This window comes from Paraburkholderia sp. BGA-UO-ETr-F21 (assembly GCF_059567925.1).
In genome coordinates this window covers 1-20856 of the sequence record NZ_JCAQOY010000034.1, presented here as the reverse complement: position 1 = coordinate 20856, position 20856 = coordinate 1, and the positions used below count along the sequence as shown (strand labels likewise).

At 58.7% G+C, this 20856-nt stretch carries 17 protein-coding genes; 5 read left to right on the top strand and 12 right to left on the bottom strand.

What is annotated here, in order from left to right; all coding sequences use genetic code 11:
* Positions 1–523 precede the first annotated feature (523 nt).
* Positions 524–724 carry a hypothetical protein gene (locus AC57B1_RS20380; RefSeq protein WP_035479275.1) on the top strand — a complete coding sequence of 67 codons (201 nt, stop codon included), beginning with the start codon at positions 524–526 and terminating at the stop codon, positions 722–724.
* Between the two features lie 184 nt (positions 725–908).
* Positions 909–1685 carry a helix-turn-helix domain-containing protein gene (locus AC57B1_RS20375; RefSeq protein ID WP_244142796.1) on the top strand — a complete coding sequence of 259 codons (777 nt, stop codon included), beginning with the start codon at positions 909–911 and terminating at the stop codon, positions 1683–1685.
* A gap of 155 nt (positions 1686–1840) precedes the next feature.
* Here AC57B1_RS20375 and AC57B1_RS20370 read toward each other — a convergent pair whose 3' ends face one another.
* The 10 genes from AC57B1_RS20370 to AC57B1_RS20325 form a co-directional block, all read right to left on the bottom strand.
* Positions 1841–2257 carry a PAS domain S-box protein gene (locus AC57B1_RS20370; protein WP_035479273.1) on the bottom strand — a complete coding sequence of 139 codons (417 nt, stop codon included), beginning with the start codon at positions 2255–2257 and terminating at the stop codon, positions 1841–1843.
* Between the two features lie 68 nt (positions 2258–2325).
* On the bottom strand, positions 2326–3480 hold the full coding sequence (locus AC57B1_RS20365) for a cytochrome P450 (protein ID WP_035479272.1): 1155 nt from the start codon (positions 3478–3480) through the stop codon (positions 2326–2328).
* Positions 3481–3691: 211 nt separating this feature from the next.
* Complete coding sequence (locus AC57B1_RS20360; RefSeq protein ID WP_035479281.1) at positions 3692–4102, bottom strand: hypothetical protein; 411 nt, start codon at positions 4100–4102, stop codon at positions 3692–3694.
* A gap of 59 nt (positions 4103–4161) precedes the next feature.
* Positions 4162–5397, bottom strand: a complete 1236-nt coding sequence (locus AC57B1_RS20355) for an MFS transporter (protein WP_051224019.1) — start codon at positions 5395–5397, stop codon at positions 4162–4164.
* A 125-nt stretch (positions 5398–5522) separates the two neighbouring features.
* A complete protein-coding gene (locus AC57B1_RS20350; protein WP_051224018.1) occupies positions 5523–6320 on the bottom strand; it encodes a peptidylprolyl isomerase in 798 nt (265 codons plus the stop codon).
* Positions 6321–6335: 15 nt separating this feature from the next.
* A complete protein-coding gene (gene narI / locus AC57B1_RS20345) occupies positions 6336–7022 on the bottom strand; it encodes a respiratory nitrate reductase subunit gamma (RefSeq protein ID WP_496418459.1) in 687 nt (228 codons plus the stop codon).
* A 69-nt stretch (positions 7023–7091) separates the two neighbouring features.
* Positions 7092–7781 carry a nitrate reductase molybdenum cofactor assembly chaperone gene (gene narJ / locus AC57B1_RS20340; protein ID WP_035479269.1) on the bottom strand — a complete coding sequence of 230 codons (690 nt, stop codon included), beginning with the start codon at positions 7779–7781 and terminating at the stop codon, positions 7092–7094.
* Complete coding sequence (narH, locus tag AC57B1_RS20335; protein ID WP_183804549.1) at positions 7782–9323, bottom strand: nitrate reductase subunit beta; 1542 nt, start codon at positions 9321–9323, stop codon at positions 7782–7784. It lies immediately after the preceding gene.
* Positions 9320–13144 (bottom strand): nitrate reductase subunit alpha, encoded by a 3825-nt coding sequence (locus AC57B1_RS20330; RefSeq protein ID WP_183804547.1) that lies wholly within the window; start codon positions 13142–13144, stop codon positions 9320–9322. The genes narH and AC57B1_RS20330 overlap by 4 nt, the downstream gene beginning before the upstream one ends.
* A 248-nt stretch (positions 13145–13392) precedes the next feature.
* Positions 13393–14595: an NnrS family protein gene (locus tag AC57B1_RS20325; protein WP_035483081.1), complete on the bottom strand. Its 1203-nt coding sequence runs from the start codon at positions 14593–14595 to the stop codon at positions 13393–13395.
* Positions 14596–15010: 415 nt separating this feature from the next.
* Here AC57B1_RS20325 and AC57B1_RS20320 point away from each other — a divergent pair, with 415 nt between their 5' ends.
* The 3 genes from AC57B1_RS20320 to AC57B1_RS20310 all read left to right on the top strand — a co-directional run bounded on the left by AC57B1_RS20320 (position 15011) and on the right by AC57B1_RS20310 (position 17933).
* Positions 15011–15211, top strand: coding sequence for a heavy-metal-associated domain-containing protein (locus tag AC57B1_RS20320; protein WP_028229409.1), 201 nt, complete (start codon positions 15011–15013; stop codon positions 15209–15211).
* Positions 15212–15580: 369 nt separating this feature from the next.
* Complete coding sequence (locus AC57B1_RS20315) at positions 15581–16288, top strand: succinate dehydrogenase iron-sulfur subunit (RefSeq protein WP_035483077.1); 708 nt, start codon at positions 15581–15583, stop codon at positions 16286–16288.
* A 1060-nt stretch (positions 16289–17348) separates the two neighbouring features.
* Positions 17349–17933 (top strand): hemerythrin domain-containing protein, encoded by a 585-nt coding sequence (locus tag AC57B1_RS20310; RefSeq protein WP_035483076.1) that lies wholly within the window; start codon positions 17349–17351, stop codon positions 17931–17933.
* Between the two features lie 210 nt (positions 17934–18143).
* On the opposite strand, the gene tnpC is transcribed toward AC57B1_RS20310, so the two are convergent.
* Together tnpC and AC57B1_RS20300 are read right to left on the bottom strand one after the other, a co-directional pair.
* The gene (tnpC, locus tag AC57B1_RS20305) at positions 18144–18515 is read right to left on the bottom strand and encodes a Tn3 family transposase post-transcriptional regulator TnpC (protein WP_035483074.1); all 372 of its coding nucleotides are present in this window, start codon (positions 18513–18515) and stop codon (positions 18144–18146) included.
* A gap of 7 nt (positions 18516–18522) precedes the next feature.
* Positions 18523–20856, bottom strand: a 2334-nt coding sequence (locus AC57B1_RS20300; protein ID WP_496418458.1) for a Tn3 family transposase, incomplete at its 5' end; no start/stop codon positions are given.

The window sequence follows — 20856 nt, the reverse complement described above, 5'->3', positions numbered from 1 at the left end:
GGCGTACCAGGCGTGCAGCATGGCGAGTTCGTCGGCATCAGGAAAATCGAGGCGGTGCGGTTCAGGCGAAGGTGTCGAGGTCAGGCGCGTTTTCATGACCTGGAGTTTAGTCCAGAAACGTTGCCATAAAGATAAGAAGAGTTATCTTAAGAGCGCAAGTGATTGCTGCCGAAGGTTTGTGAGACCCCGTCGCCCAGGGGGCGTAACGAAACTGTCACCTCCTCCTTATCTGTGTGACCAGTCGAAGGGGCGGGGTGAACTTTTTCGTTACGTCGTTTGATGACATGACGAGCGCCTCGCCCACGGCCTGCCCGTTGATACACGGAATCCAGCACCTGCGACAAAATGCGCGTCGACGGCGTTTTGGAATCCTCTATCCTGTATAGAACAGTGACGCAAAAGGAACACGCTTTAGCGGTCCCCCGTCACAGGGTGCCCGATCGCGCCGAACCCAATTGCGACGGTTGGGCTGTTGACTACTTGCCGCATAGGCGGGAACGCTCAATCGCTGAGGAGACTGAAAATGCTCAGTCCGCATGAGTTTGCAACCTTAATGCTTGTAAAGGAGACACCGGATCGAGAGGATCTGAACCCTGCCGATCTGGATGCGCTGCTCGAGTATCAGCTCATTGCGTTCGAGAAGCTGACGTCGGGGTGTAGGAGGTACCTCAATCTCACAGATCAGGGATATATGATCCTAAGAGCGGCGGCCCGGCAGAGCTGAATCTACCTCCGCCGTGGTCGTCATGCATTCAACTGAACTACAAGCGGCGGGCCGAGGTTCCTTCGCATGAGGTTTTCGTGAATCGAAAGTTGCATCGTTATTAAAAGCTATCCGCAGAGAGTGTTCCTATGCCCGTCTCCGGTCAAATGCAATTTTGCCGTCGCAATCTGGCGAGGGATGTGTGATGTTGGAACTCGACGAACACGATGCCAGGACGAATATATGGCGGGCCCGTGAGAATTCCGGCACATTCACCGAGGAGAGCCTGCGACGCACCGAAACATCTCCGTGTTCAGGGTGCGCACTGCATCATCTTTGCATACCGGCTGGTATCGACCGGGCCGATGTTGACAAGCTCGGCGCTGCGATCCGGGGCGTCCGCTCAGTCAGGCGTGGCCAGCCTTTGTATCGTATGGGCGACACATTCAGGAGCCTCTATTCCGTTCGCGCGGGCTCGTTCAAGTCTATGGTCATGCACCGCGATGGACGGGAGCACGTCACCGCATTCCACCTCGTCGGCGAGACGCTCGGTGTCGACGGAATATGCACGAACCGACATGCATGTGACGTAATCGCGCTCGAAGACAGTCTTGCCTGCATCATGCCTTTCGACTTGATCGAGCTCCTGTGCAGGGAAGTCTCATCCGTACAACGCCATGTACATAAAATCATGAGTGCGGAGATCGTTCGGGAGTCGGGCCTGTTGATGTTGCTTGCCTCGATGAATGCCGATGAGCGCCTCGCGGCATTTCTGCTGAACATCTCCGCGCGGCTGCAGCGGGTTGGCTATTCACCCGCGGAGTTCCATCTCCGTATGACGCGCGAGGAAATGGGCAACTACCTGGGTCTGCAACTTGAGACGGTTAGCCGCGCTCTCTCGAAGTTCCAGAAGGCTGGATTCATCGAGGTGAAGGGCAAGCAGATACACATTGTCGACCGCGGCGGACTCGAACGCATCTGAACCTGTCAGAAGGACATCCGCGGTAACGTGGCATGTGACTGTGGCCGCCCCATCGGCAATTGTTGCAATCTCTCGACGATGCCCACACACAATCAGTTGCCGCTTGAGACATCTACCTCATTCGAAGCGACTGACGCGGATGACGTCATGCAGCACTATCTCTCGCCACCGTGGCGAGCGGCGGATTTTTCCTCCTCGACACGCGCGGTGAAGTCCCGGGCTATTGCGACCGAGCCAAGCACCTCACCCTCGTGATTCTTCACCATCGCGAACGTCATTTCGACGTAAAGCTTCTGACCTGTCTTGCTGATCGCACGAGTCAACGTCGCGCGGCCATGCAGTCTTGTACGACCACTTGTCATCGACGCTTCGAAGCCGCGCCAGTGTGCGGCTCGCAGATGTTCCGGGATGATCAGATCGAGGTTCTGACCTAGCGCCTCAGCGGCACTGTAGCCGAACAGCGCTGCTGCAGTGTGGTTCCAGCGCGCGATGGCACCGGAACGGTCGGCATAGATGACGGCGTCAGCCGTCTGTTCGATTATCCATTCAGCGAGCGCGGACGTTTCTTCCATGATGTCACTCCTGGGCGCTTCAAGGGCGGTGGAACTTTGAGCGGGGACCTGGTCGAGCAATAGGGCATTCACTCGATGCGCAATGGCAACGCAGAAAAGCCAGCCGCTGGATACACGGCGTTCCTGGGGAGGTTTCCCGGGACGAGCGCAATCCAGGCAGTTCGCGCGAGCAGTTCTTCCATGCCAATACGCAGTTCGAGCCGGGCGAGCGGCGCACCCGGACACTCATGAATGCCGGAGCCGTATAGCAGGTTGCTGGCCGGATCGCGGTCGAGCCGGAATTCATCAGGGTCTCCGAAAACCGTCTCGTCCCGGTTCGCGGATGCCCAGATGAGCGTGATACGCTGGCCGGCGGGTACCTCGCGACCGCCGATTCCCGCCGGCCTGGTACTGATGCGGCGGTTGGCGATGAGCGGTGCGCGGATCCGGAGTATTTCGTCGATGGCCTTTGGCAACAATGACGGCTGCGCCCGCAACCGTTGCTGGACATCAGGATGCTCGGCGAGGTAATGAGCGAGAATTCCCACGCACGCCGCAATCGTGCCGAGTTCGCCGACGGTCCAGTTGCGCAGGATGCTGACAATTTCCTCGTCGTGCAGCAGGCGGTCCCCGATCCGCTCACGCAACAGGCTGGTCGTGATGTCGTCTGGTGCGTCCACGCCCGATTCCCGTCGTTGCACCAGCAAACCCTTGATGTAGGTATCAAATTCGACGGCCACCCGGTCGAGAGCCCTTCTGTTGCCCGTCAGTGTAGCTTCCCGGTTTTTGCGGATCCAGCGAAGAAGCGGCGTGCGTAATTCCTCTGGCCAGCCCAGAAATGCGCACTGGATGTTCATCGCAAAGTCCTGCGCGAACCGGGCGATAAATTCGACTTCGTCGCCTCTCGAAAGTCCATTTACCAGACTGGCAGCTATCTCCCGGCACACCGGTTCAAAGACCGCCATCCGCTGCGGGCTGAAATAAGGCTCGATAATGCTTCTGTACTGGCTGTGCTCGGGAGGATCAATGCCATTGGGCACAGAGAGATAGCTCGAGACTGCATTACTGAAAGTTTCAGGATCGTTGAGCACGCGCATGACATCGTCATGGCGGAACAGGGACAGGTTCAGGTAGTCACTATGCGCAACGGGACAGCGGTGTCGCATATCATCATACGCCGCACTCTGATCGTGCATGACATCCTCGGACCTCGGATCCCAATCGTTGGGTGGCTTTTCGTCCATGCTCGTTTCTTCCCTGCTCGTTTCTTCCCTGCTCCCGGCATCAGACGCGGGCAGCTTTGTGGCTTCCCGGGGCGTGGCTTGAACCCGGTCAGCTGCGGGGTGTCCCTCGATTCCGCAACCGCGCAGCTGAACCAATCGTTTCGTGGTGCTCTGAACCGCTTAATGTGAGACACGTCATTGGCGAGGCCCTCACAGTCAATGAGAAATCTGTTCAGGACGGCCCAAATAGCACGGGCTGACCGTGCGAATCAAATGGAATGAACATACCGATGGACCCAGCCTTGATCGATTCCACCATCGAGTTCAACGGCGCCTCGGCGTCTTCAGTCCGGGGCACACACCCGTTTTTTCCCGACAGCGCTGCGACGAAGACGATTTCCCATTCCTGAAGAACCTGTCGCGATTCTTCGAGCAGATCGCTAAACGTGCCGATTTCTTCGGGCGTTTTGTCCACGCACATCAGAGGCGTCAACGCGCCACCCTGACCTGCGTGAAAGCGGGCCTGCTGTTCGGGTGTGCAGTCGTCGGGCAACTCAACCGTGGTAAAGACGAATAACAATCGCTGAGGTTCGGGTTGTTGCCGCGCGACGCGAATCAGCTCATCAAAACTTGAAATACCCATCATCAATCATCCATGTGATGCCGTGTCGGTAGGACACAGTACGTCGGTTGTTCATCCAGTCACTGCGGAGCTGTTCCGTCGATGCGGACCTGTCGCACGCTGGATTGATACAGCAGAATCAGCGACACCCAGACGATGCCATACAGAAACATGAAGCAACTCGAGCGAACGCCAAGCCAGTCGAGAACCACACCGAAAAAGATCGGTAGCAGGAAGCCACCCAGTCCGCCAGCCAGTCCAACGATGCCGGTGACGACGCCCATCTGCTCCGGAAAATCGTCGGCAACGTACTTGAACGTCGACGCCATACCGAACGCGAACACCACGCCAAGAATGAACAGAAGTCCGATGAAAACCGGGACGCCCAGATGGATGTGAAAGCTGCGCGGGCCGTTGACCGTGCTCACCAGGAAAGAGGTGTCCGGGTACGACAACAGGAATAAACATATCCACGCGACCCACAATCCCCACCACGTTACCTTATGCGCACCGAAGCGGTCGGACAGGGTGCCACCCAGCGCGCGCAATACCGATCCGGGCAGCGAAAAGCCGGCGGCTAACGCCGCGGCAGTGACGACCGAAAAGCCGAATTCGCCCTTCAGATATTGTGGAATCCACAGTGATAACGCGGTGAACCCGCCGAAGCAGATCGAATAGTACTGGCAGTACTTCCATATCTTGGGGTTCTTCAGAACCTGGAACTGCCTGTACCATGGCCCCGCCGATTTACCTGCGCCCGGGTCGGTCGCGGAGCCCAGCCAGAATATCAGCGCAGTGACGAGGAGCGCCAGCGCATAGATCTTCGGGACGGCCCGCCAGCCCCATGCTGCCTCCAACGAAGGCGTGACGAAAAGATTCACCGCGGCGCCGACGGTGCCGGCCCCAAAGAAACCCATCGCAAAACCACGTTTTTCGGGCGGAAAGAACCGCGCGACATACGGTGTTCCCACCGCGAACGATGCGCCGACGGCGCCGAGGCACAGGCCAATCGCAAGAAATTGCCAGAACGCCGTCGCGTATGCGATCAGAAAGACCGGGATGGCACAGAGGACGAGCAGTAGCGTCATCACGACGCGACCGCCAAAGCGGTCCGTCCAGACGCCCAACGGCACGCGCAGGAGCGCGCCAGTCAGAACCGGCGTGGCCGTCAGCATGCCGAATTCGGTACTGTTCAGTCCAAGTTCGGTTCGAAGCCCGATGCCGAGTACGCCGAACATCATCCAGACGACAAAGCAGACCAGAAATGCCAAAGTCGTGACACATAGAACCAATATGGGACTTCTTTGTGAACTCATAACGGCTCCATGGCAGGACAAGGCTGACGGTTGCACGCGGACGTCATCGATCAATGTGGGGGCGATGGGCGCGTGCCGAATGCAGATGCCCAGCGTAGATACGCTGCAATCGGCACGGCAAATCACTATTGCAGCAACAGGCCCGGGCGCACATCCAGAGCGATGCCGCCCAGTTCGGCGCTGGATGCCAGCAGGTTCAAATATTGCTGGATCGACTTGTGCCGGACATGCTCGGAGAGATAGCGTTCGATGGTCGCTTTCACCGCTTCAAACGGAAGGGATTCACCCGCGATGCGACGCTCTATCCAGACAATATGGAAGCCATAACGCGTATTGACGAGCCCCGGTAACAGGCCGATGTGCTGGCTGCCGAAAATTGCCGCCTCGAATTCCGGCACGCTCTCGCCGCGGGTCAACTGCCCCAGATTTCCGCCGACCTGCCCGGACGGACAATTGGATAACGTCCGGGCGAGCGCGTCGAACCGGTCGTGGTGCTGCGCGAGCTCACGGTGCGCTTCTTCGGCGCGTGCGCGGACCCGTGTCATCGCTGCCTTTTCGGTCAACGCAAAGAGGATGTGGCGCGCAAAGGCCAGGTCCGGACTGCGGAACTTCTGCATGTTCGCTGCGTAGTAGCGCTGGCATTCTTCGGTGGACGGGACTGGCGTCGTGCATTCCAGTTCCAGCAGATGGTCAATGGTCTCATCGTCGAGATCGGCGCCGTTCGCCAACAGACCTGTTGCAACGGCGCGCTGGGCCAGCAGTTCACGTACGACCAGCGCCCGTCGCGCAGCGTGGTCGGGATCGGGCTCGTCCGCGTGCAACGCGGATTCCGCTGCAATGGCGGCGACTTCGATCACGGCATCGTTGACGCTAAGTACGTCAAGGGTGTTAGGCACGGGTGAAATATCGCGGTTTGCCGACATGGGAAATTCCTCGAGTTAGCGCTTACGGACGATCTGGTGAGGCCGAACCAGGAAACCCAGCGTGGCCATGCCACTCCAGATATGGACGAGGCGGGTGAACGGGGAAACGAGGAAAATCGTAAAGCCGAGCGCGATATGGACTTTGTAGACGAGCGGTGCCTGGATGATGAGATCGGCGGCACCTGGTTGAAACGTGACGACGCCTTTCACGTAGTCGCTCAGAATTTCGAACATCGCGCCGTCCATATGAGCCAAAGACAGTGGAATGGTGGCCAGCCCGAGTGCCAGTTGTAACCACAGTATCGCCAGCACCAGGATGTCCGCATGGGCGCTATTGATGCGAATGCGCGGATCGGACAGGCGTCGGTACAGCAGGATCGACAGTCCGACGATCGCGACGATACCCGCGATGCCGCCCGCCATCACCGCAAGCCATTGATGCTGGGAGGCGTTCAGGAATGGCGACACCATCCAGTGAGGCGCAAGGAATCCTGCGAAGTGGCCGCCGATCACAATCAATACGCCGACGTGGAACAGATTGCTTCCAAGGCGCAGTTGACGGCGTCTGAGCAGTTGCGACGAATCGCTCTTCCAGGTGTACTGCTCGCGATCGAAACGGATCAGGCTGCCGAGCAACCAGATCGCGAGACACACGTACGGATAGATGCCAAACAGCAGTGCGTTGACGAAGTGCTGACTCATGAGGTTTCTCCAGCCGGGATCCTGTTCTCTAATGCGCGGAATGTGAGCATGGAAGTCCGCCGTTTCTGGTTAACGTGACGGTCTTTTGTCATAAAACTGGATTGGCTGGGGCTCCCTGGATAAAGGCGCTTGCGCACCCAGGAAGCTCACCGGCTCCTCCTGCCACTCGCGATCGAGCGCTTCGCCGTCGACCTCGCGCGTCATGGTGGTGTCGCACACGGTCGTATTCGCGTTCGCCAGCGGCGGCTCGCCGGCGAGTGGCAACAATGCCGCAACGGCTGCGAAATACGGTGTTCCGCGCTCAGCCAGACTGGTCGCAATCTGCCGGTTGATATCGGCAATTTCGCCAAGCAGCGCGTGCGCTTGCGCGGGCGTTTCATGAGACAGAAACTCGAGGAAAACCGGCAGGTAGTCGGGTAATTCACCGGCGCCGAGATACAGATCCTTCGCTTCGTACATGGCGAGCAGATCCACCATTGCCTGCCCACGTTCGCGCGACTCGCCGTGAACGTGTTCAAACAGATAGAGCGAAGTGGCCCGGCCACGGTCGAAGATTTCGACGTAGTCTTCCTGCAGATCCAGCAGCGGCCGCGCCGACAATCGGTCGACCAGATCGATCAAGGCCGCGCGCGTGTCCGACGGCAAGCCGGCATGCCCGGCCAGCGCGGCGCGAATCTCGTCGAGCGCTACGATCAGTGTTTGATCGGGATAGTCCAGCAGCGCGCCCAACATGCTGAAAATCAGAAGGTTGTCTTCCATTTATTCACCCGCCGCGCGAATTGGGATTGTCTTGCGTGTCTTGTTGATGCCCTTGCGTCCGCCGAACAGGCTGGTTTCCGTGGTGCCGTCGGAACAGCCGTTGCCGAACGAGAAGCCACATGATGCGCGCAGGTCGAAGGCATCTTCGGCATATTCGCGGTGAGCGGTCGGGATCACGAATCGATCTTCGTAATTGGCAATCGCCAGATACCGATACATCTCGTCGACTTGCGCGCTGCTCAGATCGACTTCGCTGAGCAATTCCGGGCTCTCGCGACGTTCGACATGACGCTCGCGCATGAACGCCCGCATCGCCAGCATTCGCTTGAGGGCAAGCCGAACCGGCGCTTCGCGACCGGCTGTGAGCAGATTGGCCAGATAGCGCAGCGGGATGCGCAGCGAATCGACGTCAGGCAGCAAGCCCTTCATGCCAAGCCGGCCGTCGTTGGTGGCCGAGTTGATCGGCGACAGCGGCGGGACGTACCAGACCATCGGCAAGGTGCGGTATTCGGGGTGAAGCGGGAAAGCGATCTTCCACTCCATCGCCATCTTGTACACCGGTGAATGGCGCGCCGCTTCGAGCCAGTTCTCCGGTACGCCGTCGCGAGCCGCCTGTTCACGCACGGCCGGGTCGTTCGGATCCAGGAAGATCGACAGTTGCGCTTCGTACAGATCCTGTGGGTCCTTGACCGATGCGGCTTCCTCGATCCGGTCGGCGTCGTACAGTAGAACGCCGAGATAGCGTATCCGGCCGACGCAGGTTTCCGAGCACACCGTCGGCTGGCCCGCCTCGATACGCGGATAGCAGAAAATGCACTTCTCCGACTTGCCGCTTTGCCAGTTGTAATAGATCTTCTTGTAAGGACACCCGGACACGCACATCCGCCAGCCGCGGCACTTGTCCTGGTCGATCAGAACGATGCCGTCTTCCTCCCGTTTGTAGATAGCGCCGGAGGGGCAGGAGGCCACGCACGCGGGATTCAGGCAGTGCTCGCAGAGGCGCGGCAGGTACATCATGAAGGTGTTCTCGAACTCACCAAAGATGTCGGTCTGCACCTGATCGAAGTTGTAGTCCTGCTTACGCTTTTCGAATTCCCCACCGAGAATTTCTTCCCAGTTCGGGCCCCACTGGATTTTCTCCAGACGTTCGCCGGTAATCAGCGAACGCGGTCGGGCGACCGGCCCGACCTTGACGTCGGGTGCATCGTGCAGATGCGCATAATCAAACGTGAACGGCTCGTAGTAGTCGTCGATCTCCGGCAGGTTCGGGTTGCCGAAAATATTGGCGAGCACACGCCACTTGCTACCCGCACGAAGCTCGATCTTGCCATTCGTCTTGCGCTTCCAGCCGCCGTTCCAGCGATCCTGGTTTTCCCAGTCCTTCGGATAGCCGACGCCGGGTTTCGTTTCGACATTGTTGAACCACGCGTACTCCATGCCCTCGCGCGAAGTCCAGACGTTCTTGCAGGTGACGGAGCAGGTATGGCAGCCGATGCATTTATCCAGATTCATCACCATACCGATCTGCGCGCGGATTTTCATGGCTTCTCTCCAGTCTCATCATCGGCCATCGCAAGTGTCGGCGCGCCGTGGGCGAGTGTGTGCTGATGACGCGCGGCTTCGGCCGCCGACAGCACCGACGCGGGCGTCGACTCATCCTTCCAGTCGATTATTTGCATCTTGCGGACGATCACAAATTCGTCGCGATTGGAGCCGACCGTGCCGTAATAGTTGAAACCGTACGAGAGCTGCGCATAGCCACCGATCATGTGGGTTGGTTTCGGCATGACGCGCGTGACGGAATTGTGAATTCCACGGACCCCGGAGACTTCGGAGCCCGGTGTATTGATAATCTTTTCCTGCGCGTGATACATCATCACGGCACCCACCGGAATGCGCTGGCTGACCACGGCGCGAGCGGTCAGTGCACCGTTCAGATTGAACGCCTCGATCCAGTCGTTATCGACCACGCCAATCTTTCTGGCATCGATCTCGGAGATCCAGACGATCGGGCCGCCGCGCGACAGCGTCAGCATCAACAGGTTGTCGGTGTAGGTGCTGTGAATGCCCCACTTCTGATGAGGGGTCAGGAAATTCAGCGCGATTTCCGCGTTTCCGTTTGAGCGGCTGCCGGCCATGCCGGTGGTGCTGCGTGTATCGATCGGCGGCTTGTAGACACAGAGCGACTCGCCAAAGTCGCGCATCCACGCGTGGTCCTGATACAGCTGTTGGCGTCCGGACAGGGTGCGCCAGGGAATCAGCTCATGCACATTCGTGTAGCTGGCGCTATAGGACACGTGTTCGGATTCGATCCCGCTCCATGTCGGCGACGAGATGATCTTGCGCGGCTGCGCCTGAATATCCCGGAACCGGATTTTTTCGTCCTCGCGAGCGCGAGAGAGATGCGTGTGATCGGTGCCCGTGAGCGCCGACAAGGCTTGCCATGCTTTGGTCGCGACGGCACCGTTGGTTTCCGGGGCGAGCGACAGAATCACTTCGGCCGCATTGATCGCCGAAAGAATCTGCGGTCGCCCGTGCGAAACGCCCGCGTCGGTAACCGGGTAATTCAATTCTCGAAGCTGTTCGATTTCCTCGCCGGTTTGCCACGTAATGCCTTTACCGCCGTTGCCGAGCGAGTCGAGCAGCGGTCCGAGCGAGGTAAACTTGCGCCAGGTATTCGGATAGTCCCGTTCGACCACCGCAATGCTTCCCATCGTTTTTCCGGGAACCGGATCGCACTCGTCGTGACCCCAGTCGGCAATGCCGTCGGTCTGGGCGATTTCGCCGGCGCTGTCGTGTTGGAGCGGCGACATCACGATGTCGCGCTCCACGCCGAGATGGCCTTCGGCCAGTTCAGAGAACTTTTGCGCGATGCCTTTATAGATTTCCCAGTCGCTTCTGGATTGCCACGCTGGGTCGACGGCCGCCGACAGCGGGTGGATGAAGGGGTGCATGTCGGACGTGTTCATATCGTCCTTCTCGTACCAGGTGGCGGTCGGCAGCACGATGTCCGAATACAGGCAGGTGGTGGACATTCTGAAGTCGAGCGTGACGACGAGATCGAGCTTGCCCTCAGGCGCTTTCTCGTGCCACTTCACCTCTTTGGGCAGGATGCCGGCGCCTGCGCCCAGATCTTTTCCCTGCACGCCATGCTCGGCGCCGAGCAGATGTTTGAGGAAATACTCATGTCCCTTACCCGACGAACCGAGCAGGTTCGAGCGCCAGACAAACAGGTTTCTCGGAAAATTTTCCGCTGCGTCGGGATCGACGCACGACATCTCAAGCGAGCCGTCCTTCAGACCCTTCGCGACATAAGCGGCGGGGTCGGAGCCGACCGATGCCCGGCCGAGTTCGAGCGGATTGGTCCTGAACTGTGGCGCGGACGGCAGCCAGCCCATCCGTTCGGCACGGACGTTGTAGTCGATCGGGCTGTCGGCGAACCCGCTGCCATCGGCGAGCGGCGATAGCAGTTCGGTGACTTTCATCGTTTCGTAGCGCCATTGATCGGTATGCGCATAGAAAAACGACGTGCCGTTCATGACGCGCGCCGGCCTGTACCAATCGGTCGCGAATGCCAGCGGCAGCCAGCCGGTTTGCGGCCGGAGCTTTTCCTGGCCGACATAGTGAGACCAGCCGCCGCCGGATTTGCCGACGCAGCCGCACATGACGAGCAGGTTGATGATCGAGCGGTAGCTCATGTCCATATTGAACCAGTGGTTCAAGCCGGCGCCGACGATCACCATCGACTTGCCTTCGGTCTTTTGGGCGTTATCGGCGAATTCGCGCGCAACGGCGATGACTTCGTGCCGTTTGACGCCGGTAATTTTCTCCTGCCACGCGGGCGTGTACGGAATGTCATCGTCGAAATCGGCCGCGACGTTCGGGCCGCCGAGTCCCTGGTCCACGCCATAGTTGGCAAGGAACAGGTCGTAAACTGTCGCAACCAGAATTTCACCGGCGCGGGTGGCGATTTTGCGTACGCCAATACGGCGCGGCAATACGCCCGCATGACCGGTATGAGTGAAGTGAGTGTGTTCGACATTGCCGAAATAGGGGAAGGCCACGTCGATCGTCTCGTCGTGCTTCTCCACGAACGACATGACCGGACGGATCGGATTGCCGTGGACATCCTCTTCTTTCAGATTCCATTTGCCGGCGTCGCCACCTTCCTTCTGCCCCCAGCGAAAGCCGATAGATCCGATTGGTGTGACAAGCTTGCCACTCAATTCGTCGAACGCGACAGTTTTCCAGGCGGCGTTGTTCCCCTGGCCGGACACATCATCGAGCTCGTCTGCTCTCAGGAGTCGTTCGGGCACATAGTGTTCGCCCTGTTTGACGATGCGCACGAGCAGCGGCATGTCGGTATAACGCCGGCAGTAGTCGGAGAAATACGCGCTCCTGCCGGCGACGTGAAACTCTTTCAGCACGACGTGACCCATCGCGAGACCGAGCGCTGCGTCCGTGCCCTGTTTGGGGTGCAGCCAGATGTCGCCAAACTTCGCGCCCTCGGCATAATCGGGGAAGATCGATACGACCTTGGCGCCGCGATAGCGTACCTCGGTCATGAAGTGAGCGTCGGGGGTGCGCGTTTGCGGCACGTTAGACCCCCACAACATAATGAAAGTGGAGTTGTACCAGTCGGCCGATTCGGGAACGTCGGTCTGTTCGCCCCACGTCTGCGGCGACGCGGGCGGCAGGTCGCAGTACCAGTCGTAGAAGCTCAGACTGACGCCGCCGATCAATGACAGGTAGCGACTGCCTGCCGCGTAGGACACCATCGACATTGCGGGTATTGGTGAAAACCCGATAATCCTGTCCGGGCCGTGTCGTTTGATGGTGTGGATGTTTGCCGCCGCAATCATCTCGTTCACTTCATCCCAGCTTGAGCGAACGAAGCCACCCAGTCCGCGGCGATGCATATACGAGGCGCGGGCTTCCTGATCATCCACGATCGCGCTCCACGCTTCCACCGGCGCGAGCGTCAGGCGCTTGGCGCGCCACTGCCTGAGCAGTGCACTGCGAATCAGCGGATATTTAAGGCGATTTGCGCTGTAGAGATACCACGAATAGGACGCACCGCGGGCACAGCCACGCGGCTCGTGATTCGGCATATCCGGACGGGTGCGGGGATAATCGGTCTGCTGGGTTTCCCAAGTGACGATGCCGCTTTTGACATAAATCTTCCACGAACACGAACCTGTGCAGTTGACGCCGTGGGTCGAGCGCGCGATCTTGTCATGCTGCCACCGTTGCCGGTAGGCGTCCTCCCATCCACGGTCTTCATGGGTTGTCATCCCATGGCCTTCGGAGAAGGTTGGCCTCGATGTGGAGAAGTACTTCAGGCGATCGATAAAGTGGCTCATCTGATCGACTCCATGGCGCTCGATGCTCGAAGTCTACGCGGGTTGTCCAGAATTGTGGGCACTCTGATTGTTTTCATGACACTCGCCGATAGATTGAAATCTGGAAAGCCTACGTCTGGATTCTTGTGGTCTCTGGAACGGGGACAATTTTTCTCGACCACGCCCGGCACTCTCTTCATGCACATTGCATAACAACAATCCTCGGAATTCGCCACGCACCTAATTTGACTCAGCACGGTGATAACCTGTCAGCCTGCTTTGCCATCGATACGGGACGCCGTCAGGAAGGGCACATATTTGACCAGGTAGGTGATCAACGTGACAGACCAGCATATGCCGGCTATGTCGATCCAGACGGCTGTGGCGCCGCTGGCGAACCAGGGGCCGAAAACCCGCACGATTGCCGCGGCGATCATCAGCCAGTAACTCGCTATCTCGGCTCGTCCCGCAACGAGCGGGCGCCCGGTGTGTCCAAGCGCGGTGCGGGTAATCATCGCGATAATGGCGCACCCTATCGCTCCGATCGTCAGGGCATGAATCGCAAGCGAATGCGGGACGGCGCCTGCGGCCGCCAGGGCAAGCAACGCAAAACCGATCGGAATCCACGCATAGGCGACATGCAGGATCCAGAGAATCGGCCGAGGCCCCACTCGCCACGAATGCCATCCGGCAATTCTGATTCCATGGACAGTCGCTGCGGCGCAGGCGCATGCCACGATGAACCACGGCGCGGCATTTGTTGCATCCGCAACAAATGCCAATATGACGGTCGGCACTGCGAGTTTCTCGATCACCTTCCAGCGCGTCATCCGGAATCCGGGAATGGCGTTCGTGGTAAACATCGGTACCACGCGGCCCGAAATGACAGTGACGAACATCACCACGAGTCCGATTGCTGCGTAAGACGCCCGTATTGCAAGGTCGGGACGTTCCTGCCACGCCCACCAATGAAAACAGACGTTCAGCAAACCAAAGAGTCCTAGTGCCACGGGCAGAAAAATGTTGTGACGGTTGCGTGCCGTGATCAGCACCCGTAACAGCACAATCGCGACAACCGGAAGGAAGGCGCAATCGACGATGGCTGCGATGGGTTCCGGGCCTGTCCAGACCAGCACGCGTCCCGCTACCCACAGAAGCCACAGTCCCGCGAGCGCTACGCCTCGTGGCGTTTCGAGGGTTGTCCAGGCACGCACGGCAGTAAGCAGAAATCCCACCACGATCGCGGCGATGAAGCCGAAGATCATTTCGTGAGCGTGCCAGAGCACACCATTCATGGCAGGCGAAGAGCCTGCGATCGGGTAGCCACGCAACGCGATCAGCCAGAGCGCTACTGCAATAAAGCCAAAAAGTGCACCGCTGAGATAGAACGGTCGGAAGCCCAGGCGCAGAACGGAAAGACCCAAATCGGCTGTTGGTCGCGGTTCCGTGACAGGTTCTGTAATCCTCAACATGGTCTCCCAAATATGCGCCCCTGAGGAATCGCAACATGCCTTCGCGAGTGGCAGACAGCGTCGAGGTTGAATCGTGCACGCTGCGCCATCCTCCCGTCCCATCGTAGTATGAAAAGCCATTAATGGCATGGTCGGATTGATGCAGATCAATGACTCAGCTAACGCGCCTGCTCAATCTGGATTGCAACGAAATTCACCTGAAATCCAGGTGTATTCCCCAATATATCACGTTATGATGTACAGCATATCGCAACAGATCATTGGAAGTCCGCGAGTGCCAGAGACGCTTCCCTGGCATTCGCATTCGTCGGGTACGGGTGTTCTCTGCCGGAAGGCTGGGAACCATGGTGCTGACTGCTACGGGGCAGAACGGCAGTCACGCAGCGTCTGAATTCACCGATTGACGGAGCAGGACATGATGTTCAGAGTCGGGCAGATGAAGGGGGACAACGATGCGGCTGTCCTTACCCGGGCCATGCGCACAGTCGAACCAGATGCAAAGGTCGACGTTGATGTCGATGCGAGGACCGTAAAAGTTGACTCATGGCTGTTTGCCGAAGAGTTTCTGGTTGCGTTCGCTGACGCCGGATACGACGTCAAGTTAGTCGAACGCTAATGGTGCGTCGCGGCCAGTCACTCGTGGTCGGGTTCCGCGATCCGGTGACGGTTCGTTAACGTATCGGATAGCGCACGGCAGCTACCTTCATCTGGCTATCGGTCAAACGGGAGCCGGCAGCAAGGCGGACCATTTCGATCACAGCACGGAGCTCTTCGATATCGCGCCTTTTTCCGGCGGTAGCCGACACACAGTGTGGGCTGACGATGGCAGCAACTGGATTACGATGCATGCAATGACTTCTGCGAGGTGTTCGCTCGATGTCTGATAGCCGTCTAAGCATGCTATGGCGAGTAACAGATCGACGCAACAGCAACGTCGGCCAACCGTCCGGTGCTGCGCAGCCTGCCACCTGATTGGAGAGACGTTGTGAGTGATACAAGAACATTCGAGATCTACCGATACGATCCAGATACGGATGCCACGCCTCATGCGCAGGTCTTTAAGATAGAGGTGACGGTGAATGACCGGATGCTACTGGATGTACTAATTCGCCTGAAAGCGCAGGACGAGACGCTCAGCTTCCGGCGTTCCTGTCGTGAGGGAGTATGCGGCTCTGACGCTATGAACATCAATGGCAAGAACGGACTCGCCTGCACGACCAATCTCAACAATCTGCCCAGCCACACGGTGTTGCGACCGTTACCCGGCTTACCAGTCGTACGCGATCTGATCGTCGATATGACCGCATTTTTCAAGCAGTACCATTCGATCATGCCGTACCTGATCAACGATACCCCGCCCCCCGAGCGAGAGCGGCTCCAGTCGCCGGAGGAACGTGATCAACTCGACGGTCTCTATGAATGTATCCTGTGCGCATGTTGCTCGAGCGCGTGCCCTTCGTACTGGTGGAACCCGGATAAATACGTCGGTCCGGCAGGGTTGCTACAGGCTTATCGCTTTCTGGTCGATTCCCGCGACGAAGGAACTGCCGCACGGCTGGATAATCTCGATGACCCCTACCGTCTGTTCCGATGTCGCACGATCCTGAACTGCACGGATGTTTGCCCCAAAGGACTGAATCCGGCAAAAGCAATCGGGGAGATCCGCACCATGCTTGCGCGCAGAATTATCTGATTGATGCATTGTGATCGTACAGGAAGGCTGGGGTGGCAATTCAACGTGAATCACGAGGTGAGCCAATTGAAGATCGTTCACGTATCGAGTTTCTCATCGCGCGTGACGGATTGCCGGCAACTGTCGAATGGGTTCACACCACGATGAGAATCTATCGGAAAGCAGTGTTTTCAAATCGACATTTCGCGCATTCCGAACCCTATCGATCTCGTTTTATTGTCGCGTATCTTGAGTTCAAGCAGTGGTTGCGATCAGCCTCCATACTCTGACGAGCGCATTGACAGGAACCTTAATGGTGTCGAAGTGCGATCCACAGCGAACACGTTTCGGCGTACCGAGCCAGGCACTGTCGATGGGACTCATCTTACCAGGCACCTTCCTTGAGAAGTTTGCGCTGGCGCCTTGTGCAAGGTTGGCTATCCTCAGGCGGACGCAATCAATTGCGCCAACGACGGACAGATCTTTTGCTTTGGATCAGCGTGCACGAGCCAGAGAGTCAGGAACATCCTGCGGTGGGACAAGGAATCGTTGACGATCAACAAATCGTATAATGATTGAATCCGGTTCAGAGACCATCCGACGGTTGCGACCGCGTGGGTACCCGAATGTCCGAAACGGGCGGAGGTGCGATAGTTCGAAGCTACGCCGCCAACTGGTCCTTGTTGGCCGAACACTGCCCGATGCAAATCGCGGCGGAATGTAGCGCCGCAGGACAGACAGGTTGCGTCAGGCAGAAGACAACCCCTTCCGGCCATATGCGACTGCGGCGGAACGACGCGCTGCCATGGGACAGTTGCCTTCGGTACTGTCGTGTCGGCTGCCTTGTACGCGGCCGAAGTGCATGTAGCACGCGAGTCACGCTCCAGTCGTGTGGTCCTGCAGGAGCTCCGCGCACTGATGCCGCAGTGGATTGACCTGTGTCAGTCCTTCTCAGGTTGCAACCAGTAGTATTTCAATTGCACTGATCGCGCTGGGCGTTGTCGACCTCGCCACGAGGAATGCATTTGCGCTTTCGTCCAGACGGTCTATCGTGTACTTGATCGATTCAATGGAGCACGCCATGGCCGACCCACTTGCCGTATGGCACACCGAGCACATTAATTTCGCCCGGCTACTCGACATTCTGGAAGAACAGGTAGCTGAACTCTACCGGGGCGAAAGCCCGAATTACGCTCTCATGGGAGATATCCTTTACTACATGCGGAATTTTTCCGATCGTGTTCACCATCCGCGAGAGGATGTTGCGTACGCGCGGCTTGCTGAACGGGATCCCGGGACTCAAATCGTGGTGAACCGCCTTCTGCAGGAGCATCGCGTGATTGCCACGGCCGGCGATGAACTCCTGATTCGCATCGATGAAGCCGCGGGAGATGTTGTAATCCCGCGCGCCGCTCTGGAGGCGGCCACGGCCACGTATCTTATATACTATCGTCACCACCTTTCCACTGAGGAGCGAGACGTGATGCCTCGCGCTGCGCGGGTGCTGACAGAACAGGACTGGGCTGCAGTCGATGCGGCCGTATCGGCTAGCCCCGATCCGCTTTTCGGAGACAATGTACTGGAGCGCTTCGAAGCGCTTCGCAGGCAGATCGCTCTGGACGCGCAGGTGTCAAATGAATTGGGCCAACCACCGGACACTCATTGATTGACGCCGGCTACAGGGTGCTGTTCACGCGCATCAGCGATGCAAGAGCATCGGGTCCACATGTCCGTGGAATAATGTTCTGGCGCAGGCCGTCGACTTACTTGGAAGAGAGTACCAAGTCCGCTGTCAGCGGCGTAACCGACGCTTGAATGTCCGCAAGTGGGTTGGGTGGACGACCGGAGCGCCGCGATGTGCCCGTCGGCGAGCAACTCAGCGGCCGTCGAGACAATTCGTGTCATCAGGGCGAAGGGCCTCCAGAGGCTGCAGCACGTCGCGAATCGCCAGCAGATCGGCAACGTATTGGTCGATTTGGTCGATCACGTCCGAGACCTGATCAACGAACGGCTCGTCCTGTGCGCCGATGGTCAGCCCGGCGCCGTTGACGAGCGTGTGGGCGATGCTGTGCAGGTGCAACAGATCGTCCCGCAGGCCTTCCGGGTCGTAAAGGCTGATACGCACCTCATCGAGCGTGCTCACGGCGTCCAGTAGCCGCGTCGTGTCGTAGCCCGATTCCAGTGCTTCCAGCGCGGCGGCGTCCACCTCACCATAGGGCGTCGCGGTCACCGCGGCTCTTGCGCTCATGCAGTCGTTACCTCATCTCATCACCAGGGCGTGCCGCCTGACCAAACAGCACATCGTTGATCCAGCTCTCTGGCGCGCGATCCAAGTGCAGCCGGTAGCGCCCGAACCGGCGAATGTTATGCGTCGGATAAGGGCTCAGGAATTCGACGTCCTCAGGGCGGATTTTCTCGCCTTCGGCCACCATGTCACGCAGCGCGCGCATCATGTCCGCCGTGTTCTGCAGGATCACGGCCGATGCAATCAGATCATTGTAGCGCAGCCGTTTCTGCTGCTCTTCCGGCTCGTTCTCGGCAATCACGTCGCCGCCGAACGACAGCCACTTCGCGAAGCCGTTATACGACTCGATCTTGTTGGTGTTCGCGGTCACTTCCTGACGCAGTTCGCGACTGCCGATCCATTCGAGCAGGTAGACCGTGCGCACGACGTTACCGAGTTCGCGCGCCGCGAGATAGAGCCGGTTCTTCCTGCTTTCGGAACCGAGACGGCGCAACAGCAACGGTGACGAAATCGTGCCTGCCTGGATCGACAGCGCGACCTGCATCAGTTCCTGCCAGTGGCGCTGGATCAGTTCCCAGTCGATGGTCGCCGTGAAGAGCTTGTCGATGTGCTTATATTTCGCATCGTCGCCCGGCCGATACAGCACGAGATCCTTCCAGTTGCGGATCCGCGGCATCAGCTTGATCCCGAGCAGATGCGTGAAGGCAAACACGGCGGCCGACTGGCCCTGCGTATCGGCATGGACCGTGTCGGCCTTGACTGACAGGCCAGCCTTGAGCAGTCCCTCGATTACGTAGATAGCTTCCCACACGCCGGGCGGGATGAAATGCCTGAACACCGCGATGTAGTTGTCGGCGACGTGCCGGTACGCCACCGCGCCCATCTTTCGATAGCGGAAGTGATACCCAGCCAGCAGGTTGTTGTCGTAGAAATCGTACTGGGTACCATCCGCAGCGACCGTCTTGCCATCACCCCAGTGCTTTGGTAGATCGAGCCGCAGGTACAGTTCGATCAGTTCGCGCTGCGCGGTTTCGAGCTTATCGAGGCTCATGTGCCGTCGGTTGACGAACGACAGCATTTGCGCCGTCACATCGGTGTCGAGGTGGCGGGCAGCCTGGGTCGGGCCGAGATTGCAGCCCATCGCGAAAATCGTCAGCAGATACCGCTCGGCCGCCTTGCGGATCTGCGGATCGATACCGGAAAGTGGTCCGAAGTGCCGCGTGAAATGCGTCCAGTGTTCGATGTTGGCAAGTATGTCCAGCACGTTGCGGGTCGGCAGCCGCGCGTTGAGTCGCTCCTGTAGCGCGATCGCGCTGGCCGGAATTTCGCGGGCCACGGTTTTGCGCAGGATCGGCTCTTCGTTCTGACCGATCGTGACGTGTTCGCGTTTGTGCGGAAAGTCGTCATCCAGCTTGCGCGCTGTCTCGCTGAGCCACTGCCGCAGTTGGGCAACGAAGTCCTGTCCATTCTCGGGCAATCCGACCTTCGCGCAATAATCGGGCAATCGCTGCTCGCATTCCCGCCACGAGAGCAGGTGAGCCCTATAGTCGGCATACGCATCCGAACCGGACACGCACAGGTCACCGACGCGTAGTTCCTCGGCCATGTACGAGAAGACGCATAGTTCGAGATAGCGCCGGTTGGTCGGCGCGCCATCACCGTGCGAGCGCCGTATGAGCTTGCGCCAGCGCGGCGCCGCAAAGCTCACGTCAACGTTGACATCGATCCATTCCCGATGCCGTGTTTCGTTTTCCAGGACCACATCAAGTGCATCGAGCAGCGTTCGCACTGGGCTGGTCGAGTCCCACTCAAGCGTACGGGCAAGACGCAGGATGACCGAGCGATGCGCGCGGAAATGTTTCCATAGCAAAGGCAGGTAATTGCCGCCGCTGACTGCACGCACTGCCGCACAGCTCTCGCGCAATGGTTCGAGGTCGCCCTTGGGCGCGAGCCATTTGCGGATCGACTGCGCGATGATTGTCTCATCGGATTGATCGGCGAGGATGTCGACCACACCGTCGAGCAGAACCACGAGGTCTTCCACCTGCGTGCGCTGCCGGCGCTGGATCACCTCCAGTTCTTCGCTCGCCCGTTTGTGAATCGCCCCCATGCGGCGCACGAACATGTCGGCGAGATCGTCACGGGCGCGAACCCGCATGCGGTTGAGCAATGCCACGATCAGCGTGTAGCGCTTCTCGGGCAGGGTGTCCTTTTTCAGATTCGCCGCGTCCAGGCTCATGGCCTGAGTGGCCAGCGAGCGCAATTTCGACGCGGGAATACCGGCGATGGCGTTAGTAAAGTCGCCGAGTTCATCAAGCCAGGTGATCTGGTCGATTAGCAGATC